20 protein-coding genes are annotated in these 20,857 nt (G+C 43.5%); 2 read left to right on the top strand and 18 right to left on the bottom strand.

Annotation, left to right across the window (positions count from 1 at the left end):
- Window positions 1-178 precede the first annotated feature (178 nt).
- Window positions 179-1,066, bottom strand: a complete 888-nt coding sequence (locus C1S73_RS26015; RefSeq protein WP_038870417.1) for a LysR family transcriptional regulator — start codon at window positions 1,064-1,066, stop codon at window positions 179-181.
- Window positions 1,067-1,167: 101 nt separating this feature from the next.
- Here C1S73_RS26015 and C1S73_RS26010 point away from each other — a divergent pair, with 101 nt between their 5' ends.
- Both C1S73_RS26010 and C1S73_RS26005 read left to right on the top strand, forming a co-directional pair.
- Window positions 1,168-1,536, top strand: coding sequence for a DoxX family protein (locus C1S73_RS26010; protein WP_038870419.1), 369 nt, complete (start codon window positions 1,168-1,170; stop codon window positions 1,534-1,536).
- A gap of 116 nt (window positions 1,537-1,652) precedes the next feature.
- The gene (locus C1S73_RS26005) at window positions 1,653-2,531 is read left to right on the top strand and encodes an NAD(P)-dependent oxidoreductase (RefSeq protein WP_038870421.1); all 879 of its coding nucleotides are present in this window, start codon (window positions 1,653-1,655) and stop codon (window positions 2,529-2,531) included.
- A 195-nt stretch (window positions 2,532-2,726) separates the two neighbouring features.
- Here the strand turns inward: C1S73_RS26005 and katE2 are convergent, their stop codons facing one another.
- The 17 genes from katE2 to C1S73_RS25920 form a co-directional block, all read right to left on the bottom strand.
- On the bottom strand, window positions 2,727-4,163 hold the full coding sequence (gene katE2, locus C1S73_RS26000) for a catalase KatE2 (RefSeq protein WP_038870422.1): 1,437 nt from the start codon (window positions 4,161-4,163) through the stop codon (window positions 2,727-2,729).
- Window positions 4,164-4,457: 294 nt separating this feature from the next.
- Complete coding sequence (locus tag C1S73_RS25995) at window positions 4,458-5,075, bottom strand: glutathione S-transferase family protein (protein ID WP_038867181.1); 618 nt, start codon at window positions 5,073-5,075, stop codon at window positions 4,458-4,460.
- Window positions 5,076-5,089: 14 nt separating this feature from the next.
- The gene (locus C1S73_RS25990; protein ID WP_038867184.1) at window positions 5,090-6,121 is read right to left on the bottom strand and encodes an NADP-dependent oxidoreductase; all 1,032 of its coding nucleotides are present in this window, start codon (window positions 6,119-6,121) and stop codon (window positions 5,090-5,092) included.
- Window positions 6,122-6,223: 102 nt separating this feature from the next.
- The gene (locus tag C1S73_RS25985) at window positions 6,224-6,811 is read right to left on the bottom strand and encodes a TetR/AcrR family transcriptional regulator (protein ID WP_038867186.1); all 588 of its coding nucleotides are present in this window, start codon (window positions 6,809-6,811) and stop codon (window positions 6,224-6,226) included.
- Between the two features lie 50 nt (window positions 6,812-6,861).
- Window positions 6,862-7,182: a N(4)-acetylcytidine aminohydrolase gene (gene yqfB / locus C1S73_RS25980; RefSeq protein ID WP_038867188.1), complete on the bottom strand. Its 321-nt coding sequence runs from the start codon at window positions 7,180-7,182 to the stop codon at window positions 6,862-6,864.
- A 98-nt stretch (window positions 7,183-7,280) separates the two neighbouring features.
- The gene (locus C1S73_RS25975; RefSeq protein ID WP_038867191.1) at window positions 7,281-8,681 is read right to left on the bottom strand and encodes a serine hydrolase domain-containing protein; all 1,401 of its coding nucleotides are present in this window, start codon (window positions 8,679-8,681) and stop codon (window positions 7,281-7,283) included.
- Window positions 8,682-8,779: 98 nt separating this feature from the next.
- Window positions 8,780-9,169: a VanZ family protein gene (locus tag C1S73_RS25970; RefSeq protein ID WP_038867193.1), complete on the bottom strand. Its 390-nt coding sequence runs from the start codon at window positions 9,167-9,169 to the stop codon at window positions 8,780-8,782.
- Window positions 9,170-9,171: 2 nt separating this feature from the next.
- The gene (locus C1S73_RS25965) at window positions 9,172-10,479 is read right to left on the bottom strand and encodes an oligosaccharide flippase family protein (RefSeq protein ID WP_038867194.1); all 1,308 of its coding nucleotides are present in this window, start codon (window positions 10,477-10,479) and stop codon (window positions 9,172-9,174) included.
- A gap of 8 nt (window positions 10,480-10,487) precedes the next feature.
- Complete coding sequence (locus C1S73_RS25960) at window positions 10,488-11,519, bottom strand: glycosyltransferase (protein ID WP_038867196.1); 1,032 nt, start codon at window positions 11,517-11,519, stop codon at window positions 10,488-10,490.
- Window positions 11,519-12,349, bottom strand: a complete 831-nt coding sequence (locus tag C1S73_RS25955) for a putative capsular polysaccharide synthesis family protein (protein ID WP_038867197.1) — start codon at window positions 12,347-12,349, stop codon at window positions 11,519-11,521. Before C1S73_RS25955 ends, C1S73_RS25960 begins: the two co-directional genes overlap by 1 nt.
- A gap of 45 nt (window positions 12,350-12,394) precedes the next feature.
- On the bottom strand, window positions 12,395-13,654 hold the full coding sequence (locus tag C1S73_RS25950; RefSeq protein ID WP_038867198.1) for an O-antigen ligase family protein: 1,260 nt from the start codon (window positions 13,652-13,654) through the stop codon (window positions 12,395-12,397).
- Window positions 13,620-14,672 carry a glycosyltransferase gene (locus C1S73_RS25945; protein ID WP_038867199.1) on the bottom strand — a complete coding sequence of 351 codons (1,053 nt, stop codon included), beginning with the start codon at window positions 14,670-14,672 and terminating at the stop codon, window positions 13,620-13,622. The genes C1S73_RS25950 and C1S73_RS25945 overlap by 35 nt, the downstream gene beginning before the upstream one ends.
- 2 nt (window positions 14,673-14,674) lie before the next feature.
- Entirely contained in the window at window positions 14,675-15,484 is an 810-nt protein-coding gene (locus tag C1S73_RS25940) for a putative capsular polysaccharide synthesis family protein (protein WP_038867200.1), read from the bottom strand.
- Complete coding sequence (locus tag C1S73_RS25935) at window positions 15,462-17,657, bottom strand: GumC family protein (RefSeq protein WP_038867201.1); 2,196 nt, start codon at window positions 17,655-17,657, stop codon at window positions 15,462-15,464. The genes C1S73_RS25940 and C1S73_RS25935 overlap by 23 nt, the downstream gene beginning before the upstream one ends.
- Window positions 17,658-18,191 carry a polysaccharide biosynthesis/export family protein gene (locus tag C1S73_RS25930; RefSeq protein WP_038867203.1) on the bottom strand — a complete coding sequence of 178 codons (534 nt, stop codon included), beginning with the start codon at window positions 18,189-18,191 and terminating at the stop codon, window positions 17,658-17,660.
- Between the two features lie 12 nt (window positions 18,192-18,203).
- The gene (locus C1S73_RS25925) at window positions 18,204-19,430 is read right to left on the bottom strand and encodes an outer membrane beta-barrel protein (RefSeq protein WP_038867204.1); all 1,227 of its coding nucleotides are present in this window, start codon (window positions 19,428-19,430) and stop codon (window positions 18,204-18,206) included.
- Window positions 19,420-20,820: an undecaprenyl-phosphate glucose phosphotransferase gene (locus C1S73_RS25920; RefSeq protein WP_038867206.1), complete on the bottom strand. Its 1,401-nt coding sequence runs from the start codon at window positions 20,818-20,820 to the stop codon at window positions 19,420-19,422. The genes C1S73_RS25925 and C1S73_RS25920 overlap by 11 nt, the downstream gene beginning before the upstream one ends.
- Between the last annotated feature and the right edge of the window lie 37 nt (window positions 20,821-20,857).

Here is a 20,857-nt window from a genome sequence, read left to right as displayed (position 1 = left end):
TGTCACTGAAGCGATTTCTTTGTCAAACACCTTGGAAATAGATCACTATTACGCTGCGATGTTTTCCTCGAACTCGAGTCAGTGACCAAGCTCTGAATACTGCATATTGAAGTCACTTGGGGATAATCCCACTAAGGCTATCTGCTAGTTAGCTCCATCATTTTTGATGGAGCTTTTTTTAGCCCTGAGAAAAGTGCTTAACCAAGAAATCAATAAAAGTGCGAATGCGCTGAGGTTGGTACTCACTATCTTTGTAAACCATGTACATTGGTAGCTTAACTGATTGATATTGCGTTAATACTTGAATTAACTCACCATTGTTAAGCTCTTGTTCTACCATCCATTTTGGCATTGCAGCGATGCCTTGCCCAAGCTTCGCCATTTGCACCAACATCTCAGGACTATCACTTCGAACCTGTTCTTTCACTTTGACTTTAATTGCTTCATCACCATCGCTGAAACGCCACAAGTTAGATGGATTAGAGAGTGAGTAGGTTAAACAAAGATGTTTGCTCAAATCGTTAGCGGTATGAATAGATTTGTTCTTGTCGAGGTAACTGGGAGACGCGAAGTAAACCAATTCGTTATCCATCAACCAACGCGCTTTTAAACCCGAGTCTTTTAGGTAGGCGGCACGAATCGCGATATCAACATTGCCTTCAACTAAATCGACAAACTTGTCTGAAACCGACACATCAACACTGAGCTCCGGATGTTGGTTGAGAAACTCATTCAGTGGCGCAGATAACAAGCGAACGCTAAACGCACTCGGCACTGAAAGCTTGAGCTCGCCAGAGACCGACGCTTGCTCTCGTCTAAGCTGCGACTCGAAGGAATCCATTTGTTCTGTGAGTGTCTGCGCCAGCTCGAGATATTGTTTTCCACCAGAAGTTAAGCTGATAGCGCGAGCATGACGATGAAACAAGGTGATACCGACTTCATTCTCAAGCCAAGCGATCTTCTTGCTCACCGCACTCTGAGTGGTATTGAGTTCGTTAGCCGCGGCAGTAAATGAACCTAACTGAGCTACACGAGAAAAGACTTTCAAACAATCAAATTTATCCATGACGCATTCCTATTTGGAATGATAAGTAGCTAAATACTACTCTCCTTAAGTTTTAAGTGGAATGCTTTAATACTTCCATCATTTGTTTGGGAGTTAAAATTATGGTGTTTATTCAAGGGTTGTTAATCGCGTTTTTCTTGTTTGCCAGTTCTATCAAAATCATTGGTTGGGTGAAGCCGATTTTTGAGCCTCAGCTCGCTTTCTTCCATAAATATGGATTGAACCGTGCCGCTATGTTTTTGGTTGGACTGGTTGAGGTGACGGGTGCAATTTTGATGTTAATTGGCTTGTTATCGGCGAACAACTTGTTAAGTGCGATAGGTGCAAGTTTTATTGTTTTCACCTCAGTTAGTGCGATGTTTTTCCATTTTCGTTTTGATACTTGGAAAGATGCGATTCCGTCTATTGTGACGCTTTTATTATCACTTTTGGTGGCTTCGCCTTTGATTGAGTTTGTTGCGCTTATTTAAGACGAAATTATTGCAAGTAATGTTCTGAAATCTTTAGTAACATGTTTCAAATATTAACTGTTTTAAATAGTAATAGTTTCAAAACGTCACTTATTTCGAATTCAAGGAGGCTTGCAATGGAAAAACTAAGAGTAGCATTTATTGGTCTGGGTGTGATGGGATACCCAATGGCTGGTTACCTAAGTAAAGCGGGCTATGAAACCAAAGTATACAACCGCACAAAAGCGAAAGCCGACAAGTGGGCTGAAGAATACCAAGGTGTGGCTTGTGAAACACCACGAGAAGCGGCAGAAGGCTGTGACATCGTTTTTACCTGTGTGGGTAATGATGATGATGTTCGTAGCGTTGTTTACGGTGAAGAAGGCATTCTGGTTGGCTTGAAAGCGGATGCAGTGTTAGTGGACCACACGACGACTTCTGCAGACCTAGCGGTTGAGCTGGCTGAAGCGTGTGTTAAATACGGCAATCACTTCATTGATGCGCCAGTTTCTGGTGGTCAAGCGGGCGCAGAAAATGGTGTTCTAACCATCATGTGTGGTGGTGAACAAAACATTTTTGATCGTGTGTCTCCAGCGATGGATGTGTACGCGAAGCAGATGACGCTACTGGGTGAAAACGGTCAGGGTCAACGTTGTAAGATGGTAAACCAAATCTGTATTGGTGGTGTCTTGCAAGGTCTGAGTGAAGCTTTGCTGCTGGCACAAAAATCAGGCTTGGACATCGCTCAAGTTGTAGAAACGTTGAAGCATGGCGCTGCAGGTTCTTGGCAGATGGAAAACCGCGCAAATACCATGGCGGAAGACAAGTTCGATTTTGGCTTCGCTATTGATTGGATGCGCAAAGACTTGGGTTTCTGTCTACAAGAAGCAGAGCGAGTGGGTCTAGAACTTCCACTGACTAAGAAAGTGGATGAGCAGTATGCAGACCTTCAACGTGATGGTTTAGGTCGCATGGATACATCAGTACTGATCAAAGCGGTAGCTAAAAATCAGTAGTTGATGAATCAGTAATAGATAAACAGTTCTTTGGTATCAAAGAGCTTAAAGAAATCTAAGTTAATCATAATGAATCTCCTTGAGCATTGGTTGTGGCTAGTGATTAAGGATTAGTGATTTGAAATCAGGAGGTGCTGTTGGGCACCTCCTTTTTTATGTCTTTTAATCACACAGTGTGATGATTACCGCGTTCGCTTACTTGTTTAAGCCTAGCGCAATCTCAAGACCTTTGCCGTACGCTTCGTCCGCTTGGTATGCGTGTTGAACGTGGCGCTGTTGGATGAACTCTGGCACACCGTCCATTGCGCGAGCTGTGTTGTCGAACAGAGTTTGACGTTGCTCTTCACTCATCAGACGGAATAGGTCACCCGCTTGGCTGAAGTAGTCTTCGTCTATACGGTGATCGTAGTGATCAGCGTTGCCGTTGATGCGTAGAGGTGGCTCAGAGTAATCTGGTTGCTCTGCCCATTCTTGTTTGTAGTTTGGCTCGTAACCTAGTGTTGAACCAAAGTTGCCATCAACGCGCATTGCGCCATCGCGGTGGTAGCTGTGAACAGGGCAACGAGGTGCGTTCACTGGGATTTGATGATGGTTCACACCTAGACGGTAACGTTGAGCATCGCCGTAAGCGAATAAACGACCTTGTAGCATCTTATCTGGAGAGAAGCCGATACCAGGTACTACTGCTGCTGGGTTGAACGCTGATTGCTCAACTTCTGCGTAGAAGTTTTCTGGGTTACGGTTCAGTTCGAACTCACCAACTGGGATCAGCGGGTAATCTTTTTGAGACCATACACGTGTTAGGTCGAATGGGTTGAAGTTGACTTCATCCGCTTCTAGCTCAGGCATGATCTGTACGTACATCTTCCATTTAGGGAAGTCTTGACGCTCAATCGCTTCGTAAAGGTCACGGTGATGGCTTTCGCGGTCTTTACCTACGATTACTTCTGCTTCTTGGTCAGTTAGGTTTTTGATGCCTTGCTGAGTTTTGAAGTGGAATTTCACCCAGTAACGCTCGTTTTCTGCGTTGATGAAGCTGAATGTGTGGCTACCAAAACCATGCATATGACGGTAAGAAGCTGGGATACCACGGTCACTCATTACGATAGTCACTTGGTGGAATGCTTCTGGTAGTGATGTCCAGAAATCCCAGTTGTTTGTAGAGCTACGCATGTTAGTGCGAGGGTCGCGTTTTACTGCGTGGTTTAGGTCTGGGAATTTTAGTGGGTCACGTAGGAAGAATACTGGTGTGTTGTTACCAACCAAGTCCCAGTTACCTTCTTCAGTGTAGAATTTTAGTGCGAAACCACGGATATCGCGTTCTGCGTCTGCTGCACCGCGCTCACCAGCTACAGTAGTGAAGCGAGTGAATAGTTCTGTTTTTTTGCCGATGTCAGAGAAGATTTTAGCGCGAGTGTATTTTGTGATGTCGTGCGTTACTGTGAACGTACCGTAAGCACCAGAACCTTTTGCGTGCATACGACGCTCAGGGATCACTTCGCGGTCAAAGTGTGCCAATTTTTCAAGGAACCAAACGTCTTGTAATAGTTGAGGGCCACGAGGACCTGCAGTCATAACGTTTTGGTTATGTGCGACAGGGCAACCTGCTGCTGTAGTCAATTTCTTGCTCATTTGAATTTCCTTGCAATAGTGATAATAAATCTTGTCTTTTGGATGAATCCGAAAGTTATGCGAGGAGAATAACGCTGTAATTGAGAAGAAAAAAACTGTTATTAGCAATCAGTGTGATAGGTGTCACCTATGCTTTAAGTGGTTGTTAATTAATGGCTTTGTGTCAATTAACATTATTTGTCGTGTGGATTATAAATGGTATTCAGGCATGTTTAGTGTGAATGATTTCTGTCTATTTCAAAGATCCTTGAAATAGACAGAAATTCTCAACGGTTTGAGAAGGCCTCAACTCGATTAACCGAATTTCACTTCAAGTTCTTCTGCTTTAGTAAACGCAGGGTGAGTCGCGAGCTGTGCGCCATAACGTTGGATGTTTGGGAAGCGCTCAATGACGCCAAACTTGTTTAGGATATCGACGACAAAAGACATCATGAAATCCGCGCCTGTTAGCCGCTCTTCTACAAAGTAGGTTTTCCCTTCTAGGCTTTGATCAACGTAGCTCATGACTTTCATGGTTTCCGCATCGGCGTAGTCCGCAAGGAAATTGGTCTGTGCGCCATCTTTAGCTACAAACATCTTGAGCAGCAGGGGAACCATGGCTGAGCTCTCTGCAAAATGCAGCCATTGAATGTACTGTGTGTAAGCTTTGCTGCCACGCTCTGGTGCAAAACGTCCATCTGCATACTTTTCAATTAAGTATTCAGTGATAGCACCAGACTCTGTAACGATCTCGTCGCCATCTTCCAATACAGGTGACTTGCCGAGTGGGTGAATGCTCTTGAGCTCAGGTGGTGCAAGGAAGGTGACGCTGTCACGAAGGTAAGGCACGATCTCATAATCCACACCCAATTCTTCTAACAACCAAATGATGCGTTTTGAGCGAGACTGGTTTAGGTGATGCAGTTTAATCATAGAGGAATCCTTTCTTATATAGGTTGATTAGTTTGAATAACAAGTTTGCCGAAGTTTTTACCTTCCAGTAGACCGATGAATGCCTCTGGCGCGTTTTCTAAACCTTCTACTAGATGTTCGCGATAGTGGATTTTGCCTTCTGCTAGCCATTGGCTTACATCTTTGACAAAGTTTGTGTAGCTTTGCTCGTAGTGGTCAAAAATGATGAAGCCTTGCATCTTGATGCGTTTAACCAGAATGTTGCCCATCAGCATCGACATACGATCTGGACCTTCTGGTAATGCTGTCGCGTTGTATTGAGAAATCAAACCACAAAGTGGCACGCGAGCGCCGACATTTAGCAGAGGTAACACGGCATCAAAGACTTTACCGCCTACGTTTTCAAAGTAGACATCAATACCTTTGTCGCATGTTGCTGCTAGTTGCTCTGCAAAGTCATCTGCGGTGTGATCAAGGCATTCATCAAAGCCTAGGGTCTCTTTTGCGTACTGACACTTCTCTGCGCCGCCTGCGACACCGATTACACGACAACCTTTTAGCTTACCGATTTGACCAACCATAGAACCAACCGCACCAGTTGCAGCTGCGACAACTAGGGTATCGCCAGCTTTAGGCTGACCAATTTCCAATAAACCCACATAAGCGGTAAAGCCAGGCATACCAAGCACACCGAGGGCATAAGACGGATGTGTCGGCTCGCTGCCTAATTTAAACAGACCTTCGCCGTTAGATAGCGCGTAATCTTGCCAGCCTGTGTAAGCTACCACCCATTCGCCAGTGTGGAAGTCAGAGTTCTTCGATTCCACCACCTGACAAACGGTTCCGCCAACCATCACATCGTTTAGCTCTACAGGATCAGCGTAGGATTTGCCTTCATTCATACGGCCGCGCATATATGGGTCAAGAGACAGGTACACGCTACGTAAAAGCACTTCACCTTCACTCGGACTAGGGATGGCAGTTTGTTCTAAACGGAAGTTCTCTGGGACAGGTGAACCTTTTGGACGGTTAGCCAATACGATTTGACGGTTGAGCGTTTGGGTCATGGTAAGTTCCTATATTAATTATTAGACCAGTCGTCTAGTTTTGATTCCTAAAAAATCCGCCGTACTTTTTGGGTAAAGATAAGGCGGATTAAGTGTGGTTCGTTATTTGCCTTTTAGCATACTTTGAGTGCTCTCAAAGCTACGCATTAAACCGGAACGATCCTGATACAGTTTGTTGAGTAAGCTTGCGCCAATCCATTGATGGTAAATCAAGAGGGCGGTTTGTTCTGCTGACTCAACTTGGATTGAGCCGTCTTCAATGCCCGCTTGGACACAATCTTCGATGGCTTTCACCACTTGAGTCGCACCCGAAGCCAGTTTTACGCGCATTGCTTCTGAAAGATCAGAGACTTCAGCACTCAATTTCACGACCAAGCATTTGTTGGCGTTACATTGGCCATTTTCAATCGCCATCCAGCGTTCGAAATAGCTCAAAAGGCGGTCGCAACCAGAGCCTTCACTTTCAGTAAAGTGGGCTGTGATCATCTTAAGGTAGCGAGAGAAGTAATCTTCAATCAATGCCTCACCAAATTGCTCTTTCGACTTAAAGTAATGGTAGAAAGAGCCTTTCGGCACATCCGCTGCCTTTAAAAGTTCTGAGAGCCCAACGCTCGTAAAACCTTTGGTCACTACCAATTGGTAGCCGACATCGAGAATGTGTTGGCGTGTATCGTTCGTTTTTGCGTTCATGAGCAATACTATAAAAGCGATTAGACCAGTCGTCTAGTAAATTGTGGTTCTTACTTGATCAGTTCGTATTCAATCACATACAGCTCATCGATATTCGGATAGATCTCGCGAATAAGCTCTTTCAGTTTTGGCAGTTCAATCGCTTCTTGTTCTGCGTGGAACTCGTTGATGTCATCAAACTTCAGTGGTGCCACTGATAGGATTTTGATGTCACACACCTTGCGGTCTGTTTCTAGGGTGAACACTTCCACTTCAGTGTTTGGCACGTAGTGGCTTTCTGATTCATCACGAATCGTGATTGTCTTTTTACCCGCAGTGATAAGTGGTGTTAGGAATTCAAAGAAGGTGATTTTAGTTGGATGTGAAGGCATAACCGATGCTCATATTAATGTAATAGGGCGAGAGTATATCTCGCCCTCTAAGAAAAATATCCAAAAAAGTGCTAACCGAGGAAACCTGCGATGAGTCTCTATTTCGAGGAGCGCAACCGGTAGTAGGTCTCAGTATGATTGCCACTTTTCGCTTTAACGTTATTGGTCTTTCCCTGTTCATTTTTGACAGGGCTGAAGGTTAAAATGATGCCGAAAGCTTTGTTCTCGAACTCGTTTTCCGTCATTGGAATAAAAGTAAATGAAGGTTGACCTACCATCTGAGCTTTTAATGCTCCATCATCAATGAACACCTCTACTACCTTTTTGTAATCCAAGGCTTTGTATGTTCCAGTGAAGGCCTTAAGTTGCCCTTCATTCATTGTCATGTTTGGGCGGTCATAATCTGGCTGTTCAACCTTCTCGTCAAAGTATAAACCGATAATATTTCTCACAATGTCGTCATAAGTTTCATGAAGTCCGTTGATTGAGATGACTATCGCAACATCTTGTTTGGGGAAGTACAGCATTGACGAGCGATAACCTTCCAAGAGGCCATTGTGCCCATAGCGTTCCAGTTGCGAGTATTCAGGGCTGTAAATACCAAAATACTCCTTCAACATCATTTGCACTGCTTCTTTCGGGAGCAACTCACCTTGGAACAGTGCCCGAATAAACCGAGAAACATCGAGTGTTGTTGACGTAACGCTCGCCGCTGCACCTGTTACGGTTGGCGACCAGTGCGGTGTTATTGCCACCCATGCGTTGTTCCAGTAATAGAAAGACGTAATGTGAATATCGCACGCCTTGAGATCAAGGCAATACTGAGTGTGCGTTAAGTTCAATGGTTGCGTGATTTGAGCGCGGAGTACCTCGTCAAAGCTCTTTCCCGTCACTTTTTCAATGATATAGCCTAGCAAAAGGTAATTTGCGTTTGAGTATTCATATTGACTGCCTGGTGGAAAGTTAGAGGGTAGCGCTGCCAATCTCGCAATCATTTGTGCTTGCGTTTGAGGCTTTGTGTAGTAACTCAGAAAGTCGGGTTCATCAATAAAGTTCACCAACCCAGAGCGGTGTTGGAGCAAATCTCTGATGCTGATGTTCTCAGCGTTGCTAATCTCAGGAAAGAAGTCGTTCAGTTTGGTGTTCAAACTAAGCTTATTTGCTTCAATTAACTGCATCACCATGGTAGCCGTCATGGTTTTGGAGATAGATGCCACTTTGTATGGGCTTGAGCTGTCTGCAGGAACATAACCACGGCTGGCTAATAAACCAACTTTACGGTTTGAGTAACCAGTTTGTTTGTCCAACACCACGTTACCTTTATCCAAAATAGTGAAGCTGCCCATGGCTTTGTTGTATGTGAAGAGATCGTCGATATAACTGTTGATGACGGTGAGTTTGTCTTCCTGTGCTTGTACTTGTGTTAGGCACAAGAGCGCAGCAACTAAGGCAATAGCGGATTTGAATGCAATTCGAGAAAGTGTTCTTTTTAAAATCAAGGCGCTGTACAGAATGGAGAAAGGATAGAGAGAGTATAACGCCTGTGGAGGACAGGCGTGAAGTTTGTCATTTTAGAGTGATGAATAGGCCTAAAAAGCTAATGATTAGCAAAGAGCTTTATAAACTTGGCACAGAAATAGCCCAAGATAATACCTATCCAGTTAGTACTAAGATCTTCAAAACCGAATGAACGAGTGGCGATAAACAACTGGCTGAGCTCTTCTAACGATACAATGCAAAGCAATAATATAAGAAGGCGGATGCCAAACATGTCCGCTTTTGTTGCGCTTACCCATTTAGGGAAATTAAATACGGCGAGAAATCCGATTAAAAGACTGAACGTAAAGTGTAATGTACTGGAGCCGCCCACATAGCTCTCCAGTTCTTGATAAACGCTGTGGTCTATATCTGAGCTTTTCCAAAGTGATAAAGACACCGTCAACAACAGTACCGCAGCGAAACTTAGTCGAGCAATTGTATTGGTCATATTTACCCCACAGGAAAGAAGCCTAGATGACGTTTAACAAAATAAAGAGCCGCCAAGTTTTGAATGGCTAACCCTATCGCCATAGCCCATGCAGCCCCCAGAACGCCGTAACCGTTTGAAAGTAAAATCAGTAGCGCAATGGAAATAACACCAGAGACAATGGTGATGTATTTCATGGTCTTTTCATGGCCGCTCATTAACAGTAAGAAACCAACGGAACCCGTCGCGACATTAATCAATTGCCCCAGAGATAAGGCCAATAATAGAGGTGCAGCAGCAATAAACTCTTTACCAAACAGTTGCATGATGAATTCAGGGAATAACACACAAATGATGACGGGGAGAATCGCAGCCCCAATGTTTGCTCGACATGCAAGGCGGCTTAGATTGCGTAGTCGGTCCATTTTGCCCTCTTTGTAGAGTGAGGCAAACATAGGCGCAACAACAAAGTTGATGGTGACAAGAACAAAGCCAATCAACAATGAGGTTCTTTGTGCTGCTGCAAGTAAACCGAGATCTGACGTCGAAATAAAAAAGCCCGCAATGACGAGGCTTCCCCACTGAACGAGGTTAGTGAAAATACTGCCAACCCAAACTTGATTTGCTGAATAGGTAAGTTCCGGATTATGTTTGGTACTTCCGTGTTGGTATTCACCTGAGCGAAGCCATTTTAATGTTGAATGGATAGCGACTACGGTGGTAGCGACTAAAAACAACACCATTAGCACGTCGGTACTGATTGGATAAACGTCTTTGGCAAAGATAATCAAAGCCACCATTAGAAAGCTTACGCCAAGCTGCAATGCAATCAGAGAAGTAATGACTTTTCTTGATGCTTGTAGGACGCGACTGTTGGTTTGGCCAATAACGAGAAGAGGAATCGCAATAATGGCAAGCGCTAAAGAGAAATTCGAGGCTTGAGTCGTATTGAGTTGTTCAGGAAATGTTGTAAAGGCTAGATATAGCAAAGAACAAACGGCGACACAAAAGAGCAAGCTGCGGGCAAGTGCGATTCGGTAATTGTTACTCTGCTCGTGACGGTTTTGATTTTTAAATGCGATTGCGTTGAATTTTACTAACGAAATATTAAAACCGAGCTGAGCAATGATTGCGACTAATGAGACAAGGTTAAACAGATAAAAAAACTGACCCGATGTGGTCGTGTTTGAATATCTTGAAACCACGAGGGTCAACAAGAAAGCGAAGAAAGCGGCGAGGGCTTTCACTATCGCCGTTGCAGCACCAAGTGAGAAAAATTGCTTTTTGTCACTTGGCAAGTTTTGAAGTTTTTGATTAATCGATTGAAGCATAAAAAACCTTAGCTGTAGATACTGTTTAGCGCTAAGCGTTGCTTCTCTTCACTGAACGCTTCATTTAAACCGACCGTGTACTGGTTGAAGTCAATGTCATGGTAATGATTAATGCAGTGTGTCAGCTGCTTCGCCATGTCTTGAGGGGTTTGTGCTAAGAATGGATAATTAAGATCTTTAGTAGCACCGATTGATCGAATGACCATAGGTAGGTGTAATTTTGCCGCTTCCAAAATGGTCAAAGGCATGCCTTCCCAAGCAGCGGTATGCAGATACATATCTGAACTTTTTAGCAAGTTGACCACTTCATTTCGTGGAATCATTCCAGTGACCGTTATCCCTATCTCACGTAGTTGATCTTCGAGCTCAATATCACCACCACCAATCCAAGTGATGTCGAACTCTCGGTTTAGGTGGTTTGGTTCTAGGGAGGCGAGAGTTTCAATCAAAAACTGAGGGTCTTTTTGAGGTGCAACACGACCGAGCACAACAAGTTTTAGCTTGTCTTTTTGTGGGCTTCTAGCGCGTGTTTCACTGTTATAAGTGACGTAGTTATTCAGTAGTTCCGCACGTTTAGCTCCGATACTTACTGCGAGGTCGCATTCTCTTTGACTGCAACCTGCTACAACATCGATCTTATTGAGTGATATTTTTTCTAACGTTTTGTAGAGGTTGCGGGAAAAATTTGAAATATCTTCACGTTCAAATGCATAGCAATGTGGCGTGTAGACGAGACGAGAACGACCAAGTTTCAAGAATCGCCCGAGGAAGCCGGCTTTGCTTGAATGCAAATGAACAATGTCTGGCTTTAATTCAGCAATAAGCGCATTGGCGTCTTTCATAAACTGCCATAAGCCACCTTCAACCCACTTTGTTTGCTTGAATACGTGATTACTGGATTCATTAGTCATGTCGTTTGAGCGTGCACGAGCAAGTAAGGAGTGTTCGTAAGGCTCGGCGCGGGAGGAATGTACATAACTGTATAGCGCTGTTTGAACACCACCACCGAACGCTTCGGTAATATGTAGTACTTTTTTCATTATGACTTTGTCCCTGGTGTTTGCTTCCATTTATTTTTGAATGCTTCGCGCTCTTGCTCAGAGTAAACGTGGCGGTATAAAGGGAGGTCATACATATAGAAAAGCTTTGAGAAATCGTAACGTTCTTTAAAGTATTGGTGGATATTGGAGTACCATTTGTTTTTTGCTTCGTTGCTGTTTTTAAGCACGAATTTGTCAAGCTGAAGAAACTCACCGATTTCTTGGTCTAGAGAGCTAAGTTGCTCACATTTGATCAGAATGACACTCGCTTTCTCATTGTCGAATGTATAGAACGGTTTCGTGTTATCAATATCTTGACGTAAAACATCAATATTGAAATTGCGCTTCAGTTCGTTATCAAACCAGTTAGCAAAGTAGTTAAGATTGATGTAGTTATCGAAACAATGTTCGATGTGCTTATACGTAACATCCATATCTCGATGGATGGCATCATTTTTCTTCCCTTCAATAAATTGGAGGTGTAAGTCTTGGAAAAAACGAGAAAATACTGTCGCGATAGGATCTCGAACTAGCGTAACGATCTTAATATGTTCACGCTTTTGTAGAATGCGCTTACGCTTGTTGAGTACTAGGCGGTACATGGTGCGGTTCTTAAAATCAAAGAACTTACTTACGTCCTTTTTGTTGTGATACATGTGGAATTCTTCATGATCATCAAAAGTATGAATATGGTAACTCGGGATTTTTCGTTCACCTAACGTGTGTTCAATTGAGGACGAACCTACTTTGCCCATTTGATAAACCAACACAAAATTGTCTGCTTGAAGTTCTCGGTTTTTTTCAAATTGTCGAGAGATTGAATATTTCATTTATCCTATCCTTGATAACTTTAAATTCGTTGTTCCGCGGTGTGATTAGTTGTTGGTTATAGGCGGAATCGGTAATTCAGTTTGATCGTTATGATCAGGTTGTTTAAGAGGTTCTATCTGACGACTATAATGCCGTTTTTTGCTGATCATGACGGGTAGTAAAAGTATTAAAATGATGGTGGTATTCACCGCGACGAAAAAAACCATCACCAGAGCGTAAATAGAAAGCAATAAGCTTTTTCTGTTTACTTTCAATGTCTTGAAGCATTGCCTCATAAAGTGGAAGTAACCACCAAATAGTAAGACAATGCCGAGTAAGCCATACTCTATTGAAGTGTCGAGAATGAAATTGTGGGTATAAATAGCCAACTCGTCGTAGTTGAAATAATGAATCATATAATGAGGCAGCATCTTTGCTCCGACGCCCAAAATAGGATGCTCAAGTAAGATGTCGAGGCCGTTTGCCAACAGTAATTTACGGTGTAAATTGGAAACCCAGCGAGCCTCACTTTGGTTGGCGAACAGAATGTCCTCTTGGGTTATTTCAAGCTTATCCGCCAATTGTTCAAACCCAAAATAGAGTGCGGCGGATATCGTCGCTAAGATAATCAAAGTGCTAACGAGTAACACCATCCATGCATACGTTTCGTTGAGGGTTTGACGGATTAATCGTTTAACAAAAAGCTGGTCGATGAAGACTAACAAACAGAAACCTAGCAGTGCTTTCCTTTCTTGCGACATGAGCAGTAGAGCAAACGCAAGCAGCATTAAAACAGGAAAAGCTTTGATTCGTGCTCGATATAAATAGAGAAGGGAGCAAAGAACACCAAAAGCGTATTTACTGACGCCAAGAAGTTTAAAACCGCTGTGGTAACCTTGCGCAAAGTGCCACGCTGCGACGAGAGCGCAAATGATCAGCAAGCAATAGGTGAAGTACACCATCACTCGTTCATCGCTAAATACACCATAGGCGTATAACACCCCCAATAAACTGAGTATTGCAACCCATTGAACGGTCTCTGTGATTAAGGAGAAGATAGGTACGCGATTCAGCATGCCATTAACAAACACGTAGCCGGTAAACAACAGCAAGAATCCAATTTCAGGGTGGAACAACTTATGCGCTTTTCCTTCAAGGACAACCAGTGCAGCAAATCCCAGCGACAGCAAGCTCGCAATATCTGATGGTGCTAAAGTAACCCCTCCTAATCCAACCTTTATCGGCACGAAGAATAGAGCTAGGGTAATCGCAGCAAGCAGCGATACACGGTTACTTGCTGGTGCAGAGTTGCTGGTAAAGACCATAGTAACCATCTCGGAATTTATCGATTGTGTATAGCTTGGCACGATTCACGGAATATTCACTGGCGTGGTCGTAGAGTCCGGTCGTGTTGCATAGTTGAGCGATCTTTTCTGCTAACTGCTCTGACGCACCGACAGTGAACAAATATTCCTTGTTACCCATGACCTCATCCAGCCCGGGTACATCAGAAGAAAGTACAGGCAAACCTGCCGCCATCGCTTCGACCGCAGCAAGACCAAAGCCTTCAACATGTGATGACTGGACATAAACGTCCATATTAGAAAGAAAGGCGGGGATATCAGAAACTACGCCATGAAAATGAACACGCTCTACAATATTGAGTTGTTGGCACAACGACTCTAATTCATGTCGCTTTGCTCCATCGCCAGCAAGGTGTAGCTCATAATTGTGAGGCAATAGTGCAACAGAACGGATAAGCGTTTCATGATCCTTATGTTCATGCAGTCGGCCAACCATACCGATGTTAATCACGCTTTTCTGAGCAAGTTGGTTCTCAGTTTTCACCTTCATCGGGAAGCGTTCAAGGTCTACTCCGTTGTGAACCACACGATATTTGTGTTGATAATGAGGCATAAACTTAACCAACTCTTCTTGCACTTTTTCACTGATGCTGACAGTCAGGTCATGGCCTCTATAAAGGATGTATTCTAAGAATTTAAATAGTGGGTAGTCGCGACGACGATTGTAAGAGCAGTGTTCGGTTTGAATACGTTTTTTTCCAAACGCCAATAAAGCAAGGTAGATTGAGGGGTAAAGATGGCCGTGCACTAAATCTGGCCAACGCAATACCGACCACCTTTCTTTAAGGGAGAGTGCTTGCCAGTTGAAGCAAACGACTCCTTGTGCGGAAAGTTGATCCAAATAGTCGTTGTCATCGCATAATACTAGGACTTTGATTTCATACTCTGGCCCGTGTTCCATGACGAGATCGACGAGAAACTTTTGTGCACCACCATTCTTAGATAGGTCATTGATAATGTGTAGTATTTTTGTTGTCATGGTTAAGCCGTTAAGTATTTTTTCTTCAACGTTTCGATTTCTGGTGCGGTAAAGAAATGTTGTGTTAACTTGGAGGACAGCATTTCTTCGACGAATTCAGGTTTGGGTTGGTATGAGCTTTTAAACTCTTTAATCAACGGTGAATACCATTTATTGTCGGCCTGATTTTCATGCACAACTTCTACATCTTGTTGCAAAAACTCGCTGATCGCTTGTTGCGATTGATCCAGCTTGTCGATGCGAACCACCATGAGTGAAAAATTACGATTTTGATAAGTCTGGTAACCAAGTTGGTGATCAAATGGTTGAACAAAAACATCAATGCCTGTCAGTGCTTTGATTTCATTATCGAACCACTCAAGAGGATATTGGTGATTAACATGCTCTTCGAATGCTTCATGAAGTAACTGAGGACGCTCAGAGCGTACCGCGCTGTCATCTTTGAGGTACTTGTCTGCCATCCAAAACGGTAACGACTGAAAAAACATCGAGACGTTTCGTCCAACAGGTTCACGAACTAAGGAAATAATACGGACTTGTTCCTTACGTTTGAGCATATTGCACATGACAGCTCGTTTTAATGTGCGTTTAACAAGGTTAGTGACGGGCTTATGGAGTTGTGCCCGCACGGGTGAAATCTGCTTTCCTGCTTCAATTGACATCAAATCATGTAAATGAAGCGAGTTTGGAATGGATTTTTCTAGTGCGCTCGAACCTACTTTACCCATCTGATAAATAAGGATCGGTTTTTCTTGGCTTTTAAGAATCTGATACCACTGCATAGAATGATTAGTAGGCGTATTTTTGGACATAAAGCGCTTCTCCTTCCTTAGATTTCGCCTGAGTGATAAGAACACCAAGAGATGGTATCGAGTGTTGAATTTGTTTGGATAACGCTATGTTAACCAGTGATGCTTTAGTGGATTCTGAACGGATAACCGTGATCAGACCGTTAGCTTGTTGACCTAGGATTAAGGCGTCACTAACAGACAGCAATGGTGGCGTATCAATAATGATGCGATCGTATTTGTCCTTTAGATGGCTCAACAATTTATCGAAGCGGTCTGATGCCAGTAACTCCTGTGGGTTAGGTGGAATGATCCCTGCCGGCAGTACATCTAAATTCGCTTCTTCATTTCGTACAATGCAATCTCTCAAAGGGGCGTCCATAGTCAGGATGTTTGTGAGGCCAGGATTTGACTCTGGAATATTGAATCGTTTTGCTAGTGATGGTCTGCGCAAGTCACAATCAATAAGCAGTACTCTCTCCATCGTTGAAAAGGATACGGCCATATTGATGCTGGTGGATGTCTTACCCTCTTCTGGTATTGCAGAGGTGAAAGGCAGTACTTTCTGATTGGTATTCGTAAGCCTTAACAACAAGGATGTTCTTACCGAGCGGCAAGCTTCACTAAACAGTTTTTCATCTTGGTCTAAATAAGCCGAGTAGGTAACGCCTCCTTGTCTGAGGTTACGTTTTTTGACCTTTGGAATGGTACCAAGGCACGTGACGCCAAGTTTATCTTGAACATCAGATGAAGTTCGAATGACTTCGCGAAGTGTTTCTAAAAGAATCACAAGCGCGCAAGCAATTGCAAACCCGAAGAAAGTAGCGATTAGAACCAACTTCATGCGCTGTGGGGCGATAGGGAAGAGTGGCACAATAGCTGGGTCAGTAAATCGCGCAGTGACATTTTTGTAATCGCTTGTCGCGTTCGTTTCTTTTTCACGATTCAAAAACGCTTCGTAAAGATCTTTGTTGGATTCCACTTCTCGCTTGAGTTGCTCGTAACGTGCTTTTTGAGATCCAAGCATTTGGAAGTCTGACTTTTTACGATCCAATTCAGCTCGTAAAAGATCTTCTTGTGACTTTGCTGCGAGCAAGTCTTGCTGCTTACTAAAAGAAATTTCACGTATCAGTCGCTGCGTTCTTGCTTGGATAGATGTCAGCTGCGCCTGAGCTTGAATCATACGATCATGTTTCGGGCCGTAGCGTTGTGATAATTCCGATACGCTTTTCGCCGCTTGTGCTTCAGATAGTTTTAAATCGCGTATTTGCGCTTGGTTGGCAAACTCATCAATAGATAACAAGCTATCCAAATCCTGTGAGGACTTTCGCTTAAGGAGCTCAATTAATGTTTGTGCTTCTATTCGGTTGTTGACAGCAGTGTTGAGTTTTCGGTTGAGTTCTTCCAGTTCGTTAGCATAGATGTCATCGATGCCATTAATGTCGATTAGCCCTTCTTGCATCAAGAATTCTTGCAGAGCCTGCTCTGAGGTTCTAAGGCGTTCTTCTAACTTCTGCGAGTTATTGGTTAACCATGTTGCCGCATTTTGCGTGACAACCAGTTTAGCTTCGAAATTTGCATCTATGTAAGCCTGACCGACAGCGTTTGCAACGGTGGTTGCAAGTTGAGGGTCGGTGGAGCGAAAACGAATCTTCACCAATTGGGTATTGCGAACAGGCTCAATCTCAAGCTTTCTTTTAAAAGTTTGTAGCGCTTGATAGTACGGTTTGCTGTGTTGGGATGTTTCCTTGGGGTTTGGTGCGACGTGCAGTAAATCCTGTACAAAAGGAATCGCTTTTATTTCATCAATTTTCTGCTTGATACCGCTAGCACTGGTGAATTCTGGGTGCTTAGTTAGGTTGAGTTGAGTGATGACTTTATCGGCGATGTGGTTGGATTTCAGTATCGCGATTTGAGTTTGGAAGTACTCTTTCTTTGTGGTATCAACCCCATACACTTCTTCGATCGAGAGGGCGCTTTTTTGCTCTTCTTGGATGAGTAGGGTTGCCGTTGCTTGGTATACCGACTTCTTTGAATAGATATACCAAGTGCAGGTGAGAGAAAAGATAATGGTAAAAGCAAGAATACTTAACCAGTTCTTTTTCAGGGTTCTGAAGTGGTGCCCGAACCGAATTAGCTCAACGTGATTCGAAGGGATATGATTTGCTTGAGTTCCGTTCATTGAATTGCCTGTCATTTAGAAGAAGCTCTGATCGATAAATACAATGTCACCAGGTTCAACAGAACGTTGCATGCTGACACTTTCCACGGTTTTACCCGTATTGTGTTGAGTAAGGTTGATGCCTTTACGGGAGGCTCTATCCGTTAACCCACCTGCGAGAGCTATCGCTTTTTCGATGGTCAATCCTGGTTGATATTCAAAGCCCCCAGGTTTTCTCACTTCACCGTTGACATAAAACAATCGGAAACTGTTGATGGTGACCATCACCTTTGGATTAATGAGGTAATCTCCCTTTAACCCAGTCTCGATTTCATACTTCAGTTGTTTTGGTGTTTTGTTGATTGCTTTAATACGCCCAAGGTATGGGTAATCAAAGTAGCCATCTGACGTGATAAGGATATTTTTAATGGTGAGGTCTTCTTCGCCATACACTTGGACTGAAATCGTGTCGCCAGTATCTAATTGGTAATCCTGTTCGTTAGCAGCCGAAAACGTCGGAGCACTGAACAAGGTGAGTACGAAACTCAACAAAGTGGTTAAAAGTTTCATTAACGTTCCTTGTTATAAAGAAAATCGAGCGTTAAGAGCCCAAATGTTTTGATCAAAGCTATAATTCTGCCAATTGGAATTCTTGTCCTGATATCGCCAGTCAGCTTGAAGTAAAACCCACCGCTTTATGTGGTAATCGAGTCCCGCAGAGAGGGCGTAGCGATCTTCATTTCGAGTGATACCGGTATAGTCATCTTGTTGGTACAAAGCCCCTAATCGTGTTGTTAGGTAACTGTTCCAATCGTGTTTTATATCTAATATGTAGCGTGTTTGAAGGTTGTAATCGCCGTCTTGGTCAGGGCTAACTGCCGCTTGGTTGGTTTTGACCGTAAATAGGGTTTGCTCTTGTGGGAGCCACTCCAAACCAATGTCCCAACTCAATCCGTCAAAGGTTTCTCGCTCATCGCTGTCGAAGCTCTTAACCTGATAGCCCAAGCGGGCTATGCCCTTAGTTTTACCTGTTACTTCCCACTGAGCTCCGGTGTAGTAGAAGCCGGAATAGTTGTCTTTTGAAGGTGAGGAAGGGTTGTCTGACAGGTAGTCTGTGTTCGCTTGTTGAGTGCCTACTAGCCAATAAGTTCGCGGTGTTGCACGTAGATAAAATTCTAAATGGGCATTTGGTGAACGAAAGTCGTTGTACTTCGTCTTTGAGCTTCGCTTTCCGGGTAAGCCTTCACGGTAGTTTTGGTAAGTTTTGTCTCGATATCCAATGCCAGCTTCGAACCTTCCTTTTGAACCCTCAGAACCAAATACATAGTTTGTTCTCAGGTCATTGCGATGAAATTCAACAGGATCAATCAGTAAGGAGCCTTGACCCTCAGTGAAGTCCTCACCTTTTTCTTCATGTTGAGCTCGAAATTGATAATCGATAACAAGATGATTGCGACGATTGAATTCAAAGAAATTAGTAAACTGAAAGGAGTGGTCATCGTAGTCATTCTGATCATCAGAAGAAAACCCAGCACTCAGCTTATAGAGTAGGTTTGCTCGGTATTGATTACGCTCTATTTTGGCCAGCAAAGCAGGTTCTACGCCCCATATGTTGACTGATTCTATGTTCTCACCACTATCGGCTTTGTTGATGTTGTCATTACCTTCGTAAAACAAACCAACGGTAGGAATAAGCTCAATGCCGGAGTCTGTTTTGTAGGCCATCGGTTCAGCCGATGTCCCTGCCGAGATGAGGGTAACAGCTGCGATGACAGGAGCTTTCTTTATTGGGATTAATTTAATACGCATTGGAACCTGTAAACCCTTTGAAAATGGTTAAGAAAATGATTTTGAGATCCATCCATACTGACCAGTGGTGGATGTAGTCCAAATCGAATTCAACGCGCTTTTCCATTTTATCTAGAGTGTCTGTTTCACCTCGATAACCATTAATTTGAGCCCAGCCGGTAATACCAGGCTTTACCTTATGTCTCAGCATGTAGCGATCGACAATCTGGCGATACTCTTCGTTGTGTGACACCGCGTGTGGACGAGGTCCGACAATTGACATCGTACCTTGAAGAACATTGATAAATTGAGGAAGTTCGTCGAGTGAAGTTCTACGAAGGAATCCACCGAAAGGCGTAATACGAGGGTCGTTTTTAGTGGCTTGTTTTACATCGTTGCCTTGTTCCATCGTTGTCATTGAACGGAACTTCCAAACTGCAATCTTTCGACCATCCAACCCGTAACGGAACTGTTTAAAGATGATTGGGCCTTTTGAAGTCAGCTTAATCCCGACTGAAATGGCGAGCAGTACTGGAGAAATTAGAAGCAATATAATGCTAGAGAGAACAATATCTTCTAGGCGTTTAATCCAAGATGAAATCCCTGCGAAGGGGGTATCAAAAACGCTTAGAGTTTGTACTTGGCCGATTTGATCCCAACGTGAGTGCAACAGGTTATAAGTGAAGAAATCAGGGATGAGATAAGTATTAGCTGTCGTATCAGAAAACTGATTGAGGAATAGCGCGATACGCTCGTTTGCATGCATTGGCATTGCGATATAGACGTAATCGACCTCACCACGTTTGGCTCGTTCCAGCGCTAAACTTACGTTGCCTTTGATTGGGTAGTCTGACGTAGGTAATCGGTCCTTTGAGCGTTCGTCGTAGAAGCCATCGAACAGCACACCATGTTCAGAGTGGTTTTCTAGTTCATTCGCCAAAGTTAAACCATGTTGGGTTTGTCCAATGATGATTGCTGTTCTGGTGTTGTAGCCTAGTTTACGCATGTAGGCTAAAGCGACGCGAAACACGCTTCGCCAAGATAAAAGGAGGATGGGTGTAAGCAGGAACCAAACGACTAATAGGTTTTTATCAAATAGTTGATGAACTTGAGAGAAGTACAAAACCATAAAGAGGAAGGTACAGGTAACGAGCCAAGATATGCACGTGATAGAGATTTGCTCTTTGAACGAGCTTGTACGCCATGAGCGATATAACTTGCCGCTTTCAGCCATGATCAGAAATGAGATGCTACCGACGAATGATAAGATTACGTAGTCTTTCTCAATAGAGGTGTTAACGTCATTCATTACGAGTAGCAGCATAAATGACACAATGACAACGAGATCAATCAGGCGGTATAGAAAAGCAAACTCCACCTCATGCGAACGAATAAGTCCTTTGTGTTTCATAACTTAAGTTTCCCTTTAGACACGCTACCGCCATTGA

Origin of the sequence: Vibrio jasicida 090810c, assembly GCF_002887615.1 — a bacterium.
GTDB classification, from domain to species: domain Bacteria; phylum Pseudomonadota; class Gammaproteobacteria; order Enterobacterales; family Vibrionaceae; genus Vibrio; species Vibrio jasicida.
This window is presented reverse-complemented; position numbering and strand designations above follow the sequence as displayed.

Excerpts from the sequence above, each read along its gene's own strand:
- C1S73_RS26015 (WP_038870417.1), bottom strand. The coding sequence starts at position 1,066 with ATGGATAAATTTGATTGTTTGAAAGTCTTTTCTCGTGTAGCTCAGTTA.
- C1S73_RS26010 (WP_038870419.1), top strand. The coding sequence starts at position 1,168 with ATGGTGTTTATTCAAGGGTTGTTAATCGCGTTTTTCTTGTTTGCCAGT.
- C1S73_RS26005 (WP_038870421.1), top strand. The coding sequence starts at position 1,653 with ATGGAAAAACTAAGAGTAGCATTTATTGGTCTGGGTGTGATGGGATAC.
- katE2 (WP_038870422.1), bottom strand. The coding sequence starts at position 4,163 with ATGAGCAAGAAATTGACTACAGCAGCAGGTTGCCCTGTCGCACATAAC.
- C1S73_RS25995 (WP_038867181.1), bottom strand. The coding sequence starts at position 5,075 with ATGATTAAACTGCATCACCTAAACCAGTCTCGCTCAAAACGCATCATT.
- C1S73_RS25990 (WP_038867184.1), bottom strand. The coding sequence starts at position 6,121 with ATGACCCAAACGCTCAACCGTCAAATCGTATTGGCTAACCGTCCAAAA.
- C1S73_RS25985 (WP_038867186.1), bottom strand. The coding sequence starts at position 6,811 with ATGAACGCAAAAACGAACGATACACGCCAACACATTCTCGATGTCGGC.
- yqfB (WP_038867188.1), bottom strand. The coding sequence starts at position 7,182 with ATGCCTTCACATCCAACTAAAATCACCTTCTTTGAATTCCTAACACCA.
- C1S73_RS25970 (WP_038867193.1), bottom strand. The coding sequence starts at position 9,169 with ATGACCAATACAATTGCTCGACTAAGTTTCGCTGCGGTACTGTTGTTG.
- C1S73_RS25965 (WP_038867194.1), bottom strand. The coding sequence starts at position 10,479 with ATGCTTCAATCGATTAATCAAAAACTTCAAAACTTGCCAAGTGACAAA.
- C1S73_RS25960 (WP_038867196.1), bottom strand. The coding sequence starts at position 11,519 with ATGAAAAAAGTACTACATATTACCGAAGCGTTCGGTGGTGGTGTTCAA.
- C1S73_RS25955 (WP_038867197.1), bottom strand. The coding sequence starts at position 12,349 with ATGAAATATTCAATCTCTCGACAATTTGAAAAAAACCGAGAACTTCAA.
- C1S73_RS25950 (WP_038867198.1), bottom strand. The coding sequence starts at position 13,654 with ATGGTCTTTACCAGCAACTCTGCACCAGCAAGTAACCGTGTATCGCTG.
- C1S73_RS25945 (WP_038867199.1), bottom strand. The coding sequence starts at position 14,672 with ATGACAACAAAAATACTACACATTATCAATGACCTATCTAAGAATGGT.
- C1S73_RS25940 (WP_038867200.1), bottom strand. The coding sequence starts at position 15,484 with ATGTCCAAAAATACGCCTACTAATCATTCTATGCAGTGGTATCAGATT.
- C1S73_RS25935 (WP_038867201.1), bottom strand. The coding sequence starts at position 17,657 with ATGACAGGCAATTCAATGAACGGAACTCAAGCAAATCATATCCCTTCG.
- C1S73_RS25930 (WP_038867203.1), bottom strand. The coding sequence starts at position 18,191 with ATGAAACTTTTAACCACTTTGTTGAGTTTCGTACTCACCTTGTTCAGT.
- C1S73_RS25925 (WP_038867204.1), bottom strand. The coding sequence starts at position 19,430 with ATGCGTATTAAATTAATCCCAATAAAGAAAGCTCCTGTCATCGCAGCT.
- C1S73_RS25920 (WP_038867206.1), bottom strand. The coding sequence starts at position 20,820 with ATGAAACACAAAGGACTTATTCGTTCGCATGAGGTGGAGTTTGCTTTT.